General features: G+C 47.7%; 14 protein-coding genes. 4 read left to right on the plus strand and 10 right to left on the minus strand.

Annotated elements, in window-relative coordinates; translation table 11 throughout:
- Positions 1 to 16 precede the first annotated feature (16 nt).
- Complete coding sequence (locus ACR9FF_RS26320; RefSeq protein WP_435172222.1) at positions 17 to 967, minus strand: ring-cleaving dioxygenase; 951 nt, start codon at positions 965 to 967, stop codon at positions 17 to 19.
- Positions 968 to 1,123: 156 nt separating this feature from the next.
- Positions 1,124 to 1,561: a Dps family protein gene (locus ACR9FF_RS26325; protein ID WP_435166486.1), complete on the minus strand. Its 438-nt coding sequence runs from the start codon at positions 1,559 to 1,561 to the stop codon at positions 1,124 to 1,126.
- A gap of 183 nt (positions 1,562 to 1,744) precedes the next feature.
- Between ACR9FF_RS26325 and ACR9FF_RS26330 the strand changes: the two genes are divergently transcribed.
- Both ACR9FF_RS26330 and ACR9FF_RS26335 read left to right on the plus strand, forming a co-directional pair.
- Entirely contained in the window at positions 1,745 to 2,137 is a 393-nt protein-coding gene (locus ACR9FF_RS26330) for a cbb3-type cytochrome c oxidase subunit I (protein ID WP_015846979.1), read from the plus strand.
- Complete coding sequence (locus ACR9FF_RS26335) at positions 2,134 to 3,360, plus strand: MFS transporter (RefSeq protein WP_435166490.1); 1,227 nt, start codon at positions 2,134 to 2,136, stop codon at positions 3,358 to 3,360. The genes ACR9FF_RS26330 and ACR9FF_RS26335 overlap by 4 nt, the downstream gene beginning before the upstream one ends.
- A gap of 104 nt (positions 3,361 to 3,464) precedes the next feature.
- On the opposite strand, the gene ACR9FF_RS26340 is transcribed toward ACR9FF_RS26335, so the two are convergent.
- A complete protein-coding gene (locus tag ACR9FF_RS26340; protein WP_435166493.1) occupies positions 3,465 to 5,294 on the minus strand; it encodes an amidohydrolase in 1,830 nt (609 codons plus the stop codon).
- Positions 5,295 to 5,319: 25 nt separating this feature from the next.
- Positions 5,320 to 5,505, minus strand: a complete 186-nt coding sequence (locus ACR9FF_RS26345; RefSeq protein ID WP_244935528.1) for a XapX domain-containing protein — start codon at positions 5,503 to 5,505, stop codon at positions 5,320 to 5,322.
- A gap of 281 nt (positions 5,506 to 5,786) precedes the next feature.
- Here ACR9FF_RS26345 and ACR9FF_RS26350 point away from each other — a divergent pair, with 281 nt between their 5' ends.
- Positions 5,787 to 6,425, plus strand: a complete 639-nt coding sequence (locus ACR9FF_RS26350) for a hydrolase (protein WP_127492796.1) — start codon at positions 5,787 to 5,789, stop codon at positions 6,423 to 6,425.
- Between the two features lie 77 nt (positions 6,426 to 6,502).
- Positions 6,503 to 7,342 carry an alpha/beta fold hydrolase gene (locus ACR9FF_RS26355; protein WP_435166497.1) on the plus strand — a complete coding sequence of 280 codons (840 nt, stop codon included), beginning with the start codon at positions 6,503 to 6,505 and terminating at the stop codon, positions 7,340 to 7,342.
- A 64-nt stretch (positions 7,343 to 7,406) separates the two neighbouring features.
- Here ACR9FF_RS26355 and ACR9FF_RS26360 read toward each other — a convergent pair whose 3' ends face one another.
- The 6 genes from ACR9FF_RS26360 to ACR9FF_RS26385 all read right to left on the minus strand — a co-directional run bounded on the left by ACR9FF_RS26360 (position 7,407) and on the right by ACR9FF_RS26385 (position 16,229).
- A complete protein-coding gene (locus ACR9FF_RS26360) occupies positions 7,407 to 8,969 on the minus strand; it encodes a response regulator (RefSeq protein WP_435166500.1) in 1,563 nt (520 codons plus the stop codon).
- Positions 8,962 to 10,863: a sensor histidine kinase gene (locus ACR9FF_RS26365; RefSeq protein WP_435166503.1), complete on the minus strand. Its 1,902-nt coding sequence runs from the start codon at positions 10,861 to 10,863 to the stop codon at positions 8,962 to 8,964. The genes ACR9FF_RS26360 and ACR9FF_RS26365 overlap by 8 nt, the downstream gene beginning before the upstream one ends.
- Positions 10,864 to 10,896: 33 nt before the next feature.
- Entirely contained in the window at positions 10,897 to 12,597 is a 1,701-nt protein-coding gene (locus ACR9FF_RS26370; RefSeq protein ID WP_435166506.1) for an extracellular solute-binding protein, read from the minus strand.
- 272 nt (positions 12,598 to 12,869) lie between these two features.
- Complete coding sequence (locus ACR9FF_RS26375; protein ID WP_435166509.1) at positions 12,870 to 13,730, minus strand: LysR family transcriptional regulator; 861 nt, start codon at positions 13,728 to 13,730, stop codon at positions 12,870 to 12,872.
- Complete coding sequence (locus tag ACR9FF_RS26380) at positions 13,715 to 14,614, minus strand: LysR family transcriptional regulator (RefSeq protein WP_435166512.1); 900 nt, start codon at positions 14,612 to 14,614, stop codon at positions 13,715 to 13,717. Before ACR9FF_RS26380 ends, ACR9FF_RS26375 begins: the two co-directional genes overlap by 16 nt.
- Before the next feature lie 238 nt (positions 14,615 to 14,852).
- Positions 14,853 to 16,229 (minus strand): MATE family efflux transporter, encoded by a 1,377-nt coding sequence (locus tag ACR9FF_RS26385; RefSeq protein ID WP_435166515.1) that lies wholly within the window; start codon positions 16,227 to 16,229, stop codon positions 14,853 to 14,855.
- Between the last annotated feature and the right edge of the window lie 108 nt (positions 16,230 to 16,337).

The raw sequence follows: 16,337 nt of genomic DNA on the forward strand, positions 1-16,337 counted from the left end.
ATGAAGAAAAATAGGTTCATTTCTTGCTTGGATCGAGCTCCTGCACTTGAATAGGCGGCAGGTTCTTTTCTATTTCCGCACGGCTGTTTTCAAACCACAACGGCAGCATTAACGTCTCGCCCAGATGATCCTCATGCTCATCATTTGCGAAACCCGGAGGATCAGTCGCGATTTCAAACAAAATGCCGCCATGTTCGCGAAAATAGATGGCATGAAAATACTGACGGTCGATAACCGGCGTAGGATGGAAGCCGCTGCTTTCCACATGGCTTCTCCAAGCCTCATGCTCTTCGAAATCCCTGGCTCTCCAAGCGATATGGTGAACCGTGCCTGCACCGGGGATTCCCGCATCCATCGGCTCCGCATTCACGTCGATCAGGTTGCCTAGCTCCCCTTCCGCCTTATAGCGAATGAAGCCGCCTTCTTGCCCTACCTTTTCAAGACCCAAAACATCCTCAAGAACTTTAATCGTATCTACGGATGCCGTGCTGTACAGCACCGCGCCTCCAAACCCTTTGATAGCCTTATCCTTTGGGATACCCCCAAATGACCAAGTATTGAGATCGCCTTCTTCTCTTTCAACTATCTCTAACTGAAGACCGTCAGCATCGAAAAATTCGATATAAGCTTCGGAGAAGCGGGTACTTTCCGTGAAGGAAATATCAAACGCAGCGAGACGCGCTCTCCAATATTCAAGTGCGCCTGGCGGCACTACGTATGTTGTTGTACCTACTTGCCCTCCGCCAATTCGGCCCTTATGAGAAAATTCGTATGGGAAGAACGTGATAATGGTTCCGGGGCTGCCTTTTTCATTGCCGAAGTACAAATGGTAAACTTCAGGCGCGTCAAAGTTGATCGTTTTTTTCACAAGACGGAGCCCTAGGACCCCAGCATAAAAATCTACGTTTCTCTGCGCATCCTTCACGAAACAAGTAACATGATGGATGCCTGCCGTTTTCATTGTGATATTCCCCATTTCTCCCAGACTCCTTCTGTTAGGTTTGTCGATCATGCTAGTAACCGAACATACTATTAATAAATCATAGAGAAAAGAGCTCCCGCGAACCATCCCGTTTTCTCTATATTGGTATAGCGAATTTACTATATCTTCGGCCCGAATAACCTAACCTAAAAATGATTTCAGCATCCATACGTGCTTTTCGAGCGAGTAATGAATGGCTAGCAGCATATCTCCGGTTGTCTCATCGCCTTCATGATTAGCGATGCTCATCCCTTCTTTAAGCTCGTTAACAATCGTTTCGAAATCAACTGCAATCGTGCGGACCATTTCCGTAGCGCTCTCATTGCCCGCCGCATCCTTAACCGTTGCGATTTCGAGAACTCCATGCAGAGTCGCTACGGGACTGCCGCCCAATGCCAGCAGCCGCTCGGCCAGATTGTCCACATGCAGCGCGGCCTCCGTGTATAGTTCTTCAAACTTTAGATGCAATGTGAAGAACTGCGGACCTTTGACATACCAATGATAGTTATGGAGCTTGGTGAACAGAAGACTCCAGTTCGCTATCTGAGTGTTTAACGCAACCATAAGCTTTTCAGACATCATAAATCTCCTTTACAATTTAGCATTAAATTCCAGATGTCAATATAACACAAGCATAAACGTGATGTATATGCGGATTTCTTATTATAAGAAAATGCTATACGAGGCATAGATAGATCGATATTGATCGGATGAAGCTCTATTTATACGATTATGTTACAAAAAATATAAAGGAGAATTCGAATGGGAGTACGTTTTTTAAAAATGGCTGTTATCTACATTGTTCTCGGTATTGGCATTGGAATCTACATGGGTACAACTTTGAACTTTGCGTTGACTAGCGTTCACGCCCACGCCAATCTTTTCGGATGGGCAACCTTGGCCCTTTGCGGATTTACTTATCTGCGTTTCCCCAAGGCAGCAGAGTCCCCGCTGGCTAAATGGCACTTCTGGCTGCAGGGTACAGGCTTGCCAATCATGTTGATTTCGCTATCCTTTATGGCAAACGGTTATGATCAAGAGTGGCTGTCGACTATAAAGCGTATAGGCGAATCCGTTGCCGGAGTCGGAATTCTTGTTTTTGCGGTCAACGTATTTATGCATGTTAAGGAAACCGAGAGGGAGGAACACATTTGATTAACACCGTAAAGCCTATTAAACCGCATTATCATTTAACGACTCTAATTTTATTCTGGTGCTCATTGATTGTCGTCTCCGCTTTATATTTAACGATACCTCTGCTCTCCGTATTCGAGGACGTATTCCAGGTGTCGTCTTCCGACGCGGCTTGGGCGGGAAGCGCCTTTTCTTTTGCCTTTGCGGGCGGAGGACTCCTGTTTGGCGGGCTCTCCGATCGTTACGGACGAAAAAAAATGATGATTGCCGGGTTATGCCTGCTTACGGCATCAACCCCTTTTATAGGAACCGTTCACGAGATTCATTGGCTTATTGTGTTAAGAGCGATTCAGGGATTGGCAGCATCCATGTTTCCGCCTGCCGTGCTAGCCTACGCTATGGAGATGTTCCCGGCTAAGAAAAAGGTAACGATCCTTGGTTTTATAAGCACCGCTTTTTTAATGGCCAGCATCGTTGGACAGATCTATAGCAGCACCGTCGAAATGGCACTAAGCTGGAAATATGTGTTTTACATCCTCGGCATCGTGTATGCTGTTTCGTTTTTTTTGATTGCATCAGGTATACCCAAAGATATAACGCAGAAGCCGGAGGGCAATTGGTTCACTCCTCTTAAGCGCATCGGCGGTATTTTCAAGAAAAAAAGCCTGCCCTTCTGTTACATCATTTCCTCAACCCTCTTTATTGCGCTCGTCGGTTATTTCTCTACGCTGGGAAGTTATCTAAGCAGCTCTCACTTCGGTCTGAGCCACCAGGAAATTTTATGGATTCGCGCAGCCGGCATCATTGGCATGTTCATCTCTCCGTTTGACGGAAAGCTAGTTGCTAAGTTTGGCGTTAAAACTGTTCTATGGTGCGGATTAATTATGGCCGGTATTGGTCTCGGCTTGGTTGGCGTTTCGGAGAACCTCGCATTATTAATCCCGACGAGTATTATATTTACTGCCGGCATTGCGATGGCCCTTCCCGCCTTGATATCCTTAATAGGCACTTTAGCCGGAGAGCTAAGAGCCAGCGCTCTTTCCTTCCATATGTTTATGCTTTTCATCGGTGCCTCGCTTGGCCCTATCATCTCCATTTATTTAATCGATACCCAAGGTCATAGGTCTACTTTCGAGGTGTTAGCCGGATTGCTTCTGATCAGTACGGTTGTCCCGCTCTTTATTCGCTTAGAGAAAAAGGAAACCAAGACACAGACCAATTCGCTCAATCAAACTAACGTTTAGTCTCATTAAGAGGTTAAATGAAACAACAAAAATGCTCCCCATGCAGCGTTTATCTGCAAGGGGAGCATTTTTATTGTTGTTCGTGAATCAAGCAAGCAGAAAGGTTAGAATACAAAGCAATCGAGGTCGCAGAAGCCGCTTCCGTGATGATGATTGCATTTATGATGAAGATGGACCTGTTTAGGGGCATGAATGCCCGATCCGCCTCCGTATTCCGGTTCCTTGTAATAACCGCCAAAGACATTATGCGGAGACCAGTCCGGACTCGCTTTGGGAGCCGGAGGCGACAAAGACTCAAATTCCTTCGTGCCGTAGACAATTTTGCCTCCTACAACCGTAAAGACCGATTCTATTTTTTTAATGGCTTCTTCGGAGACAAGCAAGAAATTATCGGAAAGAATCGAAAAATCAGCATAATGACCCTCTTTGATTTGTCCTTTTACGTCCTCCTCTTTGGAGAACCAAGCATTCCCCGACGTATACATGCGGAGCGCTTCATGCCTTTCTACGCGGTTGGATTCAGGATACAGGCTGAGCCCGCCCAACGTTTTGCCTGTTACCAGCCAGTATAAGGCAACCCACGGATTGTAACTCGCCACCCTGGTCGCATCCGTCCCAACGCCAACGCGTAATCCGTGCTTAAGCATCTTGGTGATCGGAGGAGCATTTTCCGCCGCTTCAGCCCCGTATCTTTCCACGAAATACTCGCCTTGAAAAGCCATTCGGCTTTGAACCGCGATTGAGCCGCCTAATTCCACTACCCGCTCCAAATCCTTCTCTTTGATCGTTTCGGCATGATCGAGAATCCAGCGCAAGTCTTTGAACGGCACCTCTTTATTCACGCGCTCGAATACATCAAGAAAACGGGAGATCGACTCTCCGTACGTGGCATGAAGACGAAACGGCCAGCGTTGCTCAACGAGATGCCGGGAGACATCGAATAGTTCATCTTCAAGTACGGCAGGCAGCTCCGGGCGAGGCTCTACGAAATCTTCAAAGTCTGCCGCGCTATAAACGAGCATTTCGCCGGCTCCGTTATGGCGATAGTAAGAGCTGCCCGTGTACGGCTGCGATGAAGCGGTCCAAGCTTTGAAATCACTCAACTCATTCTTGGGATTCTGCGTGAATAGATTATAGGCCGTGCGTACCGTGATCTCTTCGCGTTTATCAAGCTCATCGAATACCTGATAGTCATCGGGATAGTTCTGAAAACCGCCGCCGGCGTCAATCACGCTCGTTACTCCGAATCGATTCAATTCCCTCATGAAGAGTCGGGTTGAATTCAATTGATCCTCGTAGGAAAGCTTAGGCCCTTTGGCTAACGTAGCATACAAAATAGTGGCATTGGGCCTCGCGATGAGCATTCCCGTAGGGTTGCCCTTGCTATCCCTTTGGATTTCTCCGCCCGGTGGATTTGGCGTATCTTTTGTATATCCGATTACCCGCAAGGCGGCTTTATTCAGAAAAGCTTGACGGTAAAGATTGAGAATAAACACGGGGGTATCCGGGGCAATTCGATTGATTTCATCCAGGGTTGGCATCCGGCGTTCAATAAATTGGAACTCCGTCCATCCCCCAACGACACGTACCCAATGAGGAGCCGGCGTACGGTCAACCTGCTTTTTCAGCATGCGAAGCGCATCCGCTACGGATGGAACTCCATCCCAACGAAGTTCAAGATTATAGTTCAGACCGCCGCGAATGAGATGAATATGGGAGTCGTTCAAGCCCGGTATTAACATGCGTTTGTTTGCGTTAACAACCTTCGTGGAGGATCCGGCGTATTTCATGATTTCGGCATCATCCCCCACTGCCACGAATTGGCCGTCCTTCACGGCAACTGCCGTTGCTGTAGGATTTGAATCGTCCATCGTTACAATATTGGCATTATGAATGACTAAGCTAGCTTCACAATCTATCGTTTTCTTAGACATGATTCCGTGCTCCTTTTCCATCATTTTATTTGCTGTTCATCAAATGCTGGATCCAAGGTATCAGCCGCTGGCCCAAAAACATGCCGGCGAGACCAAGCAGCCCTAAAAAAGGCGGTGCAGGCGAAGGGATTTTAAGCGATTGAAAAATAACGCCGATTACGACACCCGCAGCTAGAGCTAGTACCATAGACCCCAAGCTCATTTCCCCCATATTCATTCCCTCCTTTTTCATCTTCTTACTAGATGCGTTCTATTTATAAGTCTAAAAGTCAACATTTTTACTAGCAATAAGGCTTTCTCTATAACAATCATAGGAATTATTTATGCAAATACTTTATAGAACTTTTGATGTATATAGTTTTTATCTATGAAATATATAGAAAACTGAAGATTGTTCGCATGGTTGTATTTCAATAGACTGAGTACATGCAGCGCGATTTCCAATTTATTGGGACTGTTGTAATACTATTCGGAAAAGGCAGGGATCTTAGTATGTTTAACGGGAAGACGGATTTACTTACAGCTGACAATTCTGCAATCATTCTTGTAGACCATCAGCCTCAAATGCTCTTTGGCGTTCAAAGCGCCGACCGCCAGACCATCATTAACAATACGGTTGGATTGGCCAAGACAGCTAAAGTGTTTAATGCACCGATCATTCTTACGACCGTAGCAGCGGAATCCTTTTCTGGCCCGCTTCACCCGCAAATTCAAGAGGTATTCCCGGATCATAAGCCGATTGACCGAACATCCATGAACTCCTGGGAGGACGAAAACTTCTTAGCGGCGGTGAAGAAAACGGGCCGTAAAAAGCTGATCATCGCGGCGCTTTGGACGGAAGTTTGTCTGGCTTTCCCTACAATTGCAGCCATCAAAGACGGATACGAAGTATACATTGTAACGGATGCTTCCGGCGGGACAACAACGGAAGCGCACGACATGGCTGTTCAACGCATGATTCAAGCAGGAGCCATTCCGGTAACCTGGCTGTCTGTTCTGCTTGAATACCAACGCGATTGGGCGCGCCAAGAAACCTATGACGCCGTTCTGTCGGTCGCTAAGGAACACAGCGGAGCTTATGGCGCAGGTCTTGTTTATGCGCAAGCGATGTTTGGCGGCCACGGGGGATAAATCTATTCCCAAGCGAAACCGGCTTAAACGGGAGTGGAAAATAGAGAAACGAATATTAGAGGAGTGAAGGCTGAAGCATGGCTAAATTAACAGTCGGAACAGAAAACGGACAACCCATTGAATTGTATTTTGAAGATCTTGGCGCAGGAAAACCTGTCGTTTTGATCCACGGCTGGCCACTGAGCGGACGCTCGTGGGAAAATCAAGTTCCAGCGCTTATCGAAGCGGGTTACCGCGTGATTACCTATGACCGCCGCGGATTCGGACAATCCTCCCAGCCGTGGAACGGCTACGATTATGATACGTTTGCGGCCGATCTCCATAAGCTGATTGAGCATTTAGACCTTAAGGATGTAACGCTGGTCGGGTTTTCGATGGGCGGCGGAGAGGTTGCCCGTTATGTCGGCACTTACGGAACAAGCCGCGTCAAAAAAGCCGTGCTCGCCGCAGCGGTTCCGCCGTTCTTTTATAAATCTGACGAGCATCCGGAAGGCGGTCTGGATGAAGCCGCCATTCAGAGCTTCCAAGACGGCCTGAAGAAAGACCGTGTCGCTTTCCTTGACGGCTTCACCCATAATTTCTTCAAAGCAGGGGATAGAACCGATCTGGTGAGCGAGTCCTTCCGTGCTTACAACGTTGATATTGCTTCGTTTGCTTCGCCTAAGGGAACGCTGGATTGCACGGATGCCTTCGGCCGGACGGATTTCCGCGGCGATTTGGCTAAATTCGATATCCCGTTGCTCGTTATCCATGGCGATTCCGATGCGATCGTGGCGCTTGAGGTAAGCGGTCAGCTTTCCCACGAAGCGGTTGCGGGCAGTCAGCTCGTCGTCATTGAAGGCGGACCGCATGGTCTGAACGCGACCCATCCCGAGGAATTCAATACGGCTTTGATTCACTTCCTTAATGCCAAATAAATAAAAATGACCCATAAGAAGGATGTTGTCGAGAACAATACCCTCTTGTGGGTCATTCGTATAGTTATGCTTGAGTTTCAAAAAGCCTTCGCTGGCTACGGAATTCCAGCGCCGTGATGCCTTCGGTTTCTTTGAATATTCTCGTAAAATGCTTCACGTTCTCAAAGCCAACCTGATCGCTGATTTCGTATACCTTCAAATCGGAATGCACCAGAAGCTCCTTCGCCTTGTCCAGCCTTAACCGGCGAACATAATTCGAGAAACTCTCGCCGCTGTATTCCTGGAAGGCATAACTGAAATACGAGTAATTGAGGGAGAAATGGTTGGACACGACCGCCATGTTCAAATCGTCGGCATAATGCGTCTGCAAGTAATGAAGAACCTTTTGCATCGTATTTTGTTCCGTTGGCGCTTGCTCTCTCCGATTTTGGATGAACCGATCAAGACTATCGATAAGCTGTCCGACGGCTGTGCAATAATCTCCGAAGCGGTCGAAGTTCCCGATGTGGCCCACGTTGGCAAACGTCCTTAATTGATCGAGCACCTTATATCCGTAGATGCTGTACAGCTTGTCAAACAGCTCTTCGTTGAACAGCTGGCTAATCCGCTCCAGATACCCAATCTCGCAGCTGCTAATAATGCTGACGTCGAGGATTTGATTAAGAAGCTGTTTGATTTCATCGGCTCTCCCCATCCCAAGGAGATTCAATATTCGCTGAATCAACTCAACAGGTACGGCATGCTTCTCATTGCGTTCGCTTAAAATCGTATGGTCCAGCACATCGCGCTCTGAAAGCAGAATACCGTACTTCAAAATTTGCTTTGCTTGGCTGTATGCCCATCTTATCTGCCCGATCCCTTGAACGGAATCGCTTGTTGCGATTCTCAGCTGCGACCCGTATGCATGCCGCCTCCATTGTTCTGCCAACCGGCGGAACAGTACCGGATCGCGCGCGAGCATCATCGTTCCGCCTTTTCCGTCACGCGTGAGCAGCCAATCCGCATGCCCCTGTAACAGCTCCGCAATTTGATTCCTGAAAGAAGCAGCATCCGTACTGCCAGCCTGTAATCCTCCATTGCGCCGCAAAATCAACCCCAGCGTATATCCTGCATCCAGCCACTCTAAGCCCGCCTGCTTAAGCTTGTTTGGTGTCAACGCATCGTCCGCATCCATCTGGGTCAAATGCAGGGTAACCAGCTCGGCAGCCAAAAGGCTGGCATTCTCGCCCGTCCCGTCTGCTTGCTCTTCTCTTGCCCTTATCTCCCGTATCAATCGCTCCAAAGCGGCAAACAATTCTTCCCGAACCACCGGCTTTACGAGATAATCCTTCACAGCATAGCGGATCCCTTTCTGCGCGTATGCGAAATCATTATACCCCGACAGCAATACAACCTCGGGTTTGACCGGGTGATCTTGCAGATGCTCTAGAAGTTCGATTCCATCCATAATGGGCATTCGGATATCGGTTATCAAAATATCCGCAGGCTCTTGGATTAAAAGCTCCAGCGCTTCTTGTCCATTCTCGGCAAATCGGTAGTTGAACCGATCAGGAAACTGCCTCTCGATTACCGATTGCAAGCCCCTCCGGATGATTTTCTCGTCGTCGACGATCAGCAACCTAATCATCGATGTCCACTCCTCCTCCCATGACTCTATACGGTAAAGTCATGATTATGCGTGTATAGCTTCCTTCCTGGCTTTCGATCTGAATCCCGTATTCCGGCCCATAACTCATCACCAAGCGTTGATCCACATTACGCAGACCGATTCCGTTGCTATCCTGGTTATCCTTCCGAACAACCAGCTGCCGGGTATCCTGGTAAGCGGACTCTTCCATTCGCAGCATTTGATTCAATAAACCCAGCATCTCTTCCGGTATGCCGCAGCCGCTGTCCGTGATCTCTATGACGCACGCGCGGCCACGCTTTGCGGCAGAGATAGCAACGACAAGATTTCCGTCACTGGAATGCATGCGGCTCATCCCGTGCTTGATTGCATTCTCGACTACGGGCTGGAGTGACATTTTGAGCGATTCCTGCGTGAGGCATTCCTGTGCAATCGACAGACGGAGATCAAGTCGTCCATCATAACGGATATTCATGACGGATATATAATGCTGAACCTGCTTAATCTCGTCACTGAGCATGACGTGATCCTGTTTCCATTCCATGGAATACCTCATCATTCCGCCTAGCGAGGTCATGATGTCCGATATAAGGTACTGCCCTTCAATCTCCGCCAGCATCTTGACATTTTCCAGCGTATTGTAAAGGAAGTGGGAATCTATCTGATTTTTTAGCGCCTTAAGCTCAGCTTCTTTACCCGCCGCCTGTCTAGCTGCCTGATCTTGGATGAGCTCGTTAATCTTCAGAATAAGCTCGCGGTAATGAAAGCCGAGCTCCCCTACCTCATCGCTGCCGGTCATTGGCGGCAGCTCGACGTTGAAGTTACCGCTTCTTACCTGTTGCATCGATTCTCTTAACACCTTAAGCCTGCGCAAAATAAACGCCTGCATGAAGTAAGACAGCACAACGAGAAAGGCCACCAGTAACGAAATGAGTACAAGATAACGAATCCTCGAATGATTAATGCCCTCCATTGTGTCCGCAAGACTAACCATATTGACCAAGTGTACGTCGACCGATGGAATGTAGATCTGAAAGGCCAGGTAGGACTGCCCGCCTACCTCGAACTGAACCGTCTCGTAATTTGTGTTACTAGTCAGTTTCACCCTGTTCATTAATTGCTCCGCGCTATGCTGCTTGAACAAGGGTGAAGTCTTCAGGCTGTATACCTGTCCATTCCTCGCTGCTACGATCAGCTGGGAGTTACCGTCCTGCACGCTGCTGAACGTTTGAGTGAAGAAATCCGACAGCTTCATGGATATCTCTAAAATCCCGTTATGCGCTCTGTTGTCCGCATACTTGAATTCCTGCAAGTATGTCATAAAGGGCTCACTTGGGGATGGTTCGGAAGGCAAGCCGGTGAGGACTACGCTCTCCTGTATTTCCCACCACGGCAAACCGCTCTGCTTCATTACATCATCATGCCAAGACTTATCCCGAATACGTGATTCCTGTAGAATGACTGGCCAGATTTCGTTCACGTAAAGGTTGTCCGTGAACAAACGGACATTCGCAATTCTTGGATTATTGAATAGAAAATATTGAAAGTTGTTGACCACGTCTTTCTTAATATGAAGAACATACGCTGCACTCTGCGTTTGTTCGATTTGCAGATAATTGTTCATTTCCCGATTAGACAATGCCAGCTGACCGGTCCATCCCATCAGCTCTATATTATTCTCAATGTTTATCTTCTCGACCGCGAGCACATTCTCGTTATTCTTCGTCAATTCTTCCATCGCCTTGGCAGACTCTTCATTTAGCGTATACCAGGAGAATAGAATAACAGGTATGAGGATGACGAACACAAACGACAGAATCAGTTTGACTTGAAGCGAGAGTTTTAACGTGAATGCGCGTATCCCCATTAACAAGCGTATTAAAGAATATCCCATCTCCGGTTTCACATCCTGCTGCTTCTAAAAGAACTATTGCTTGAGAGACGACTTCAGCTTCTGTACATTCCGTTCATAGGCTGCTTGCCGGATAGCCATAATAGCCCCATACTCGGGATCCTTGGTAATGGTGTTCATGAATCCGGAGTACAGTTGATCGAATTCGGCATCCGATCCCGCCATCAGCAGCTTCGGCAGCGTCTCGGCCCAGAGCCGCGTTTGTTCGCCTTCCGCAATCCCTTCCTTCGTCGTCGGGTCCGGATCCAGATTGTCGAACTCGGACATGCTGATCGTCTTGCCTCTCGTCCAATCGGCAATTTGCTTGGCCGGCTCGGCATTCATCCCCGTCATCCATGCTAGATTCATGTTTGTATCCATCAGCATCCAGTACATATAAGAACCGCCATATTTTTTATCAAACGCTTGGCGGTCGGTGTTGAGCAGATCCATCACTCCTGGCAAGAATTGATCCTTGCCGTCTATCGTATCGTAAGTAACGCCTTTTTCTCCTAAGTACAGATCCTTGTTTCCCTCTTCGCTGAGCAAATAGCTGAGGAAGGCAATTGCCCGCTTTTTATCCTTGACGTTCTTCGAGATGAGCGTCACCGTCCATCCGGAGATGCCGTTGCCCGCAAGTGTAGGAGCATCATGTGCGTCATTCGCAGGACCATCAATCGCGATATATACTTTATTGGGGTCCTTCTGATATAACTTTTGGTTAATCTCCGTAAAATCGGACCATTGATAGAGCATGGCGAAATAGCGGCCTTGCGATATTTTCTCATCCTTTTCCAGCCGCTTTTCATCAATATAGACATCCGTCGGCATAAGCCCGTCCTCATTCGCTTGACGGAACACCTTCAACCATTTCAGATACGTTGGATCGCTGCGGCGATCATACAGCTTACCGTCTTTCTGCTTCGGGATCGCCAGGAAATTCTGTAGATACTCGTCCAGCGAATAGTTGCCGGTTTCCGTAAACTCATGCAGACCGATTGGAATGAGCGGCTGGCCGTCCACCTCGGGAAACTTCTCCTTCGCAGCCCTTAGCGCTCCGAGAAACCCTTCCGGCGTGCTCATATCCGGCTTCCCGAGTGCTTCATACAAGTCTTTCCTGACAACAAAGGTCTGATTAGAGGTAAAAAGCTGACCGTATTTTTCATAATCGGCAGGGGATGAGGAAGCATTCGGGTAACCGTACACCTTGCCGTTAGACTGTGTGTACCAGCTAAGCTTTGCGGGATCCGCAACCTTAAAAAAATAAGGATCGTATTCATCCGCCAGCTCGTTCAAAGGAAGCACCATACCGCCATTGATCATCTTCTGAACGGCATCCTCGTACCAGCCTAGCGTAATGAAATCAGGGAGCGATCTTGCCGACATCATCGTATTAAGCTTCTCGCCGGCGTCGCCGGCAGGCACGATAAAGTTCAAGCTGACGCCCGTCTTTTTCGTTATATAATCGGAGACGGCGTTACCTCCCCACTTGCTGGTGAACCAATCGAAATTGATATACCAATCAAACGTAATTGGCGTCGTGTCCAGCTTCCAGGCAGGCTCATCCGGAGAAGTCTTCTTATCAGAAGCATTTGCCTCCATAGAATTGGCGTTCGAATTCGCGGGATCTTCAGCAATGCCATTGCTCGAAATGCCAGTGTTAACGGAACAAGCCGCTAACGTCCAACACATCATCAGAGCTATTAACAGCGTTGCTGATTTAAACATCTTACCCATTAACTACTCTCCTTTGTCTGCACAGCAAATAACTAAATAAACCGTTATTGTAATATACTACCAAAAATTAGTAGAATTATGCTGGTCAGTAGCCTCTATTTTACAGCTAGTATAAAGGTTATTGCTGGCAAATAAAAGAGATTACATTCCTATATAGAGTTACTATTTTGCAGATTTCCTCTGTTCCAACGTCGAATAAGCGAGCACAACAAGGAAATCTTTCTTCCTTGGCTCGCTTTGATTATATATGATTAGTCATTCGCTTTATTTGATTATTGCAGTAAAAAATCAATGCATTTCTGTACGGAAGGATTATTGTAATGATACTTTTTATACACAAGCTTGATTTCGCGAACGGGCGTTGGGCCAACAAGACGAATCATTTTCAATTGCATGCCAGGGAAGCTTTCCATTATAGAGACAGGTAAAATAGCTACTCCCATCTTTTGCAGTACCATGGAAAGAAGGATTTCCGTAGAGGTTGATTCAAACATGGATAGCAGTTTTTTCGAAATCTTGGCACTGGATGCGTGAATGTAGTCGATCAAACGCGTATCCCCAACAATCAAGGAAGATTCTAAATCTTCCAGCTCTTGAAAAGACATGCTGGTTCGATCCGCCCATGAATGATCTTCATAAACGATCAGCGCTTGTTCTTCTTTATACAGGTGTGTCATTTGAATTTCTTTGTTTGGGTTATATTGATCGGCAACGCCAATATCGATACGGTCATTCAATAATTGCTGCGTCGCATTCTCCGCACTGGAAAATTTCAATGCAATGTCGGGGTGCTTTTCATGAAATTCCAGAAATCGGGATGCCAATCTAAAAAAGTACGTCGGCGAAATGCCTATCGAAAGCTTGTTTACCCGGGCGTAACGCAATTCTTGCGTTTCTTTTTTGGATTCCTCAATGAGCCTCATCACGGAAAGAGCTTTTTTGTACAGGATTTGTCCGTCAGCCGTTATCTTTACCCCTCTGCCAAATCTCTCAAACAAAGGCGCTCCAACCTCCGACTCTAAGAAACGAATCTGTTGGCTTAAAGTGGGCTGCGAAATCAATAAAGCATCCGCGGCCTTCGTAAAGCTGCCTTCTTTGCAAATTTGAATAAAACATTCTAATTGCCTGAACACAATAGATTCACCTCATCCTCTCTTACATAGGAATCCATCTCCTGAATGAATAAGCGCGTGGTGGATTTCATATTAACGGAGTTAAGGTATAAGAGAGAGATATCCCAATAAGGAATATGCCCTTCCAGTTTGACAATACGCAAAGAATCGTCCCTTAAATTTTCAAGCAAAGACGTTGGCATAAGCGCCGCTCCAAGTCCCTGGCGAATCCAATGCATCATTACCGAAGTGGCGGACGTTTCTATAATCGACTTCAATGCAAACCCGTAAGGGAAACAATACCTATCAATTAACGATTTGTTCTGTTCCCGAAACATGATCGAATTCATTTGCTTCAAAGATTGAAACGGGATGGAAGACTGCTTGGCCAAAGAATGCTCGGAGTGAACCAATAACGCCATTTCTTGTCTATACAAATGAGTCGAAATAACCGAATCATCGGAAACCGGATAGGCCGTTATTCCAAAGTCTACCTGTTGCTCCAAAACTTTTTTCTCGGCATCCTCTGCATCCATAATTTTCAATAAAATATTCGGGTACTTTTGATGGAATTTCATGAAGAAAGGGGCTAGATACTCCATCTCCGCAGGACAACATCCAATGGAAATCGTTTCTCCGGAACTATTGTTTCGCCCCTCTATTTCATTTCGCGCTTCTTCAAGAAGATTCATTATGGCATTGCCCTTATTCAAAAGGATTTTTCCGGCTTCCGTTACTTCAACTCCCCTGCTTACCCGATCGAACAATTGAATATTGTACTCACCTTCCAAAACCCGAATTTGCTGACTTAGCGTAGGCTGGGTCACACCTAGTTCTTCTTTGGCTTTTGTGAAGCTCCCAGATTTGCAAACTTGAATAAAATATTCAAGCTGGCGCAATTCCACAGTGTATTCCTCCTTAGTGAAACCGGATTCGCTCCATACATGGCTGCCTTTATCGACTATTCTCCTCTTATGTTTTTAGCTCTAACCTCTCATTAACCATTATATGAAAGAACCTGTCCTGTAATATATCCGCTAGATTTCAGGTTATGGTTGCTGGATTTTAGGGTTGGTGCACTATCAGCATGATTTGCCGGTCGGCAAAAGAAAAAGCCACTCCCGCAAGAGTGGCTTCCGTAATCTAGTTTATTCCAACCGTCTGCACCGCGGAGGCAGACTCCCCCTGCTGCCGAGGCAGCTTGCGGCGGCGGATCCAGCGCGTGCCAACTAGGATGGCGCGAAACAGTTCATCCAGGAGCAGACCAACCAATGCCCCCATAATGCCCATATGGAACACTACGCCAAACACATAAGCCCCGCCTGTTGCGAAGATCCACATGCCAAGCATGCTGCTCATGGCCACAAACTTGGCTTCGCCAATCGCCGTTAAGGACTGGATGAAGGAATACGTCCATGTCCGCATCGGCTGCCAGATCATGCACCAGAAGAACAAGGGCAGCAGGATGCCGGTTATCTCTTGGTCCGACGTAAACCAGCTGATCGTTGCATGTCCAAAAGCATACAGCAGCACGGCCAGCGCAAAGGTTGGCACCATGCCGATCATGGCAGCGCGGTACGGAGCCCGGTAGACTTCGTCGTACCTCTTCCCGCCGTACAGCTGACCGCATTGAATCTGGACGGCCATGCCGATGGAATTGCCGATCAACCAGGGCAGCTGCTGGATAATGTTGAAGTAGGAAAATGCCGCCAGCTGCGCCGCCCCCATCGACGAGACGATCGCCAGCGTGACAATCTGCGAATATCCCCAGGATGCCGCATTTCCCAGATTCGGCAGGCCAATGCCAACCATCTCCTTGAGCAGCGGACGGTCAAACCCGCGCCAGTCGTTCCGCTCAAACGGGCTTGGGAACGAGCGAAGCAGGAGCCATACGCCCACCGCACACGCAAGCAGCCGGCTGATGATTGTCGAGATCCCTATCCCTTCTATCCCCATCTGCGGGAATCCGAACTCCCCAAAAATAAACACATAGTTCAGCAGCACGTGAACCACGTTCATTCCGATTGCAATCATCATCGGCCCGCGCGTATTGCCGGTGTTCCGGATCATCACGGTCAACATCATATTAAGCTGCGTCAATATAGAGCAGCCCCCGATAAAAGCCATATAAGTGGTTGCTTGCGGCACCACCTCGGCAGGCGTCCCCATTAGACGCACGATAGTACCCGAGCCAAAAGCAAACAGCAGACTAACCAGAACTCCGCCAATCAGCCCGACTTTAATCGCCATCGCCGCGGCGCGTCTCGCCGTATGGGGATCGCCCGCTCCCCATCTGCGCGCGATTACGATCCCTGCCCCGCCGTTAATAAGCACAAAGATCGTAAGCAGGGAACGCATCACCTGATTGGATACGCCTACCGCCGACACCGCATTATCTCCCAAGCGGCTGACCATTAAGGAATCAACGGTTCCCATCAGAAACTGTAAAATCAACTCGATAGCGATAGGCCATGCGAGCGCGTATAAAGAGATGGATCCGTCTTTCTTTATCTGAGCCATCGCTGCCCGTACCTCCCAGTTTTATTTAATCCATTTTGCTCCAACAATCCGATATCCACTGGGGTATCTATGTGTGATAACATTAACCAATATAGAACGTTCGACGAT

This window comes from Paenibacillus glycanilyticus (assembly GCF_051200795.1).
Classification (GTDB): domain Bacteria; phylum Bacillota; class Bacilli; order Paenibacillales; family Paenibacillaceae; genus Pristimantibacillus; species Pristimantibacillus glycanilyticus.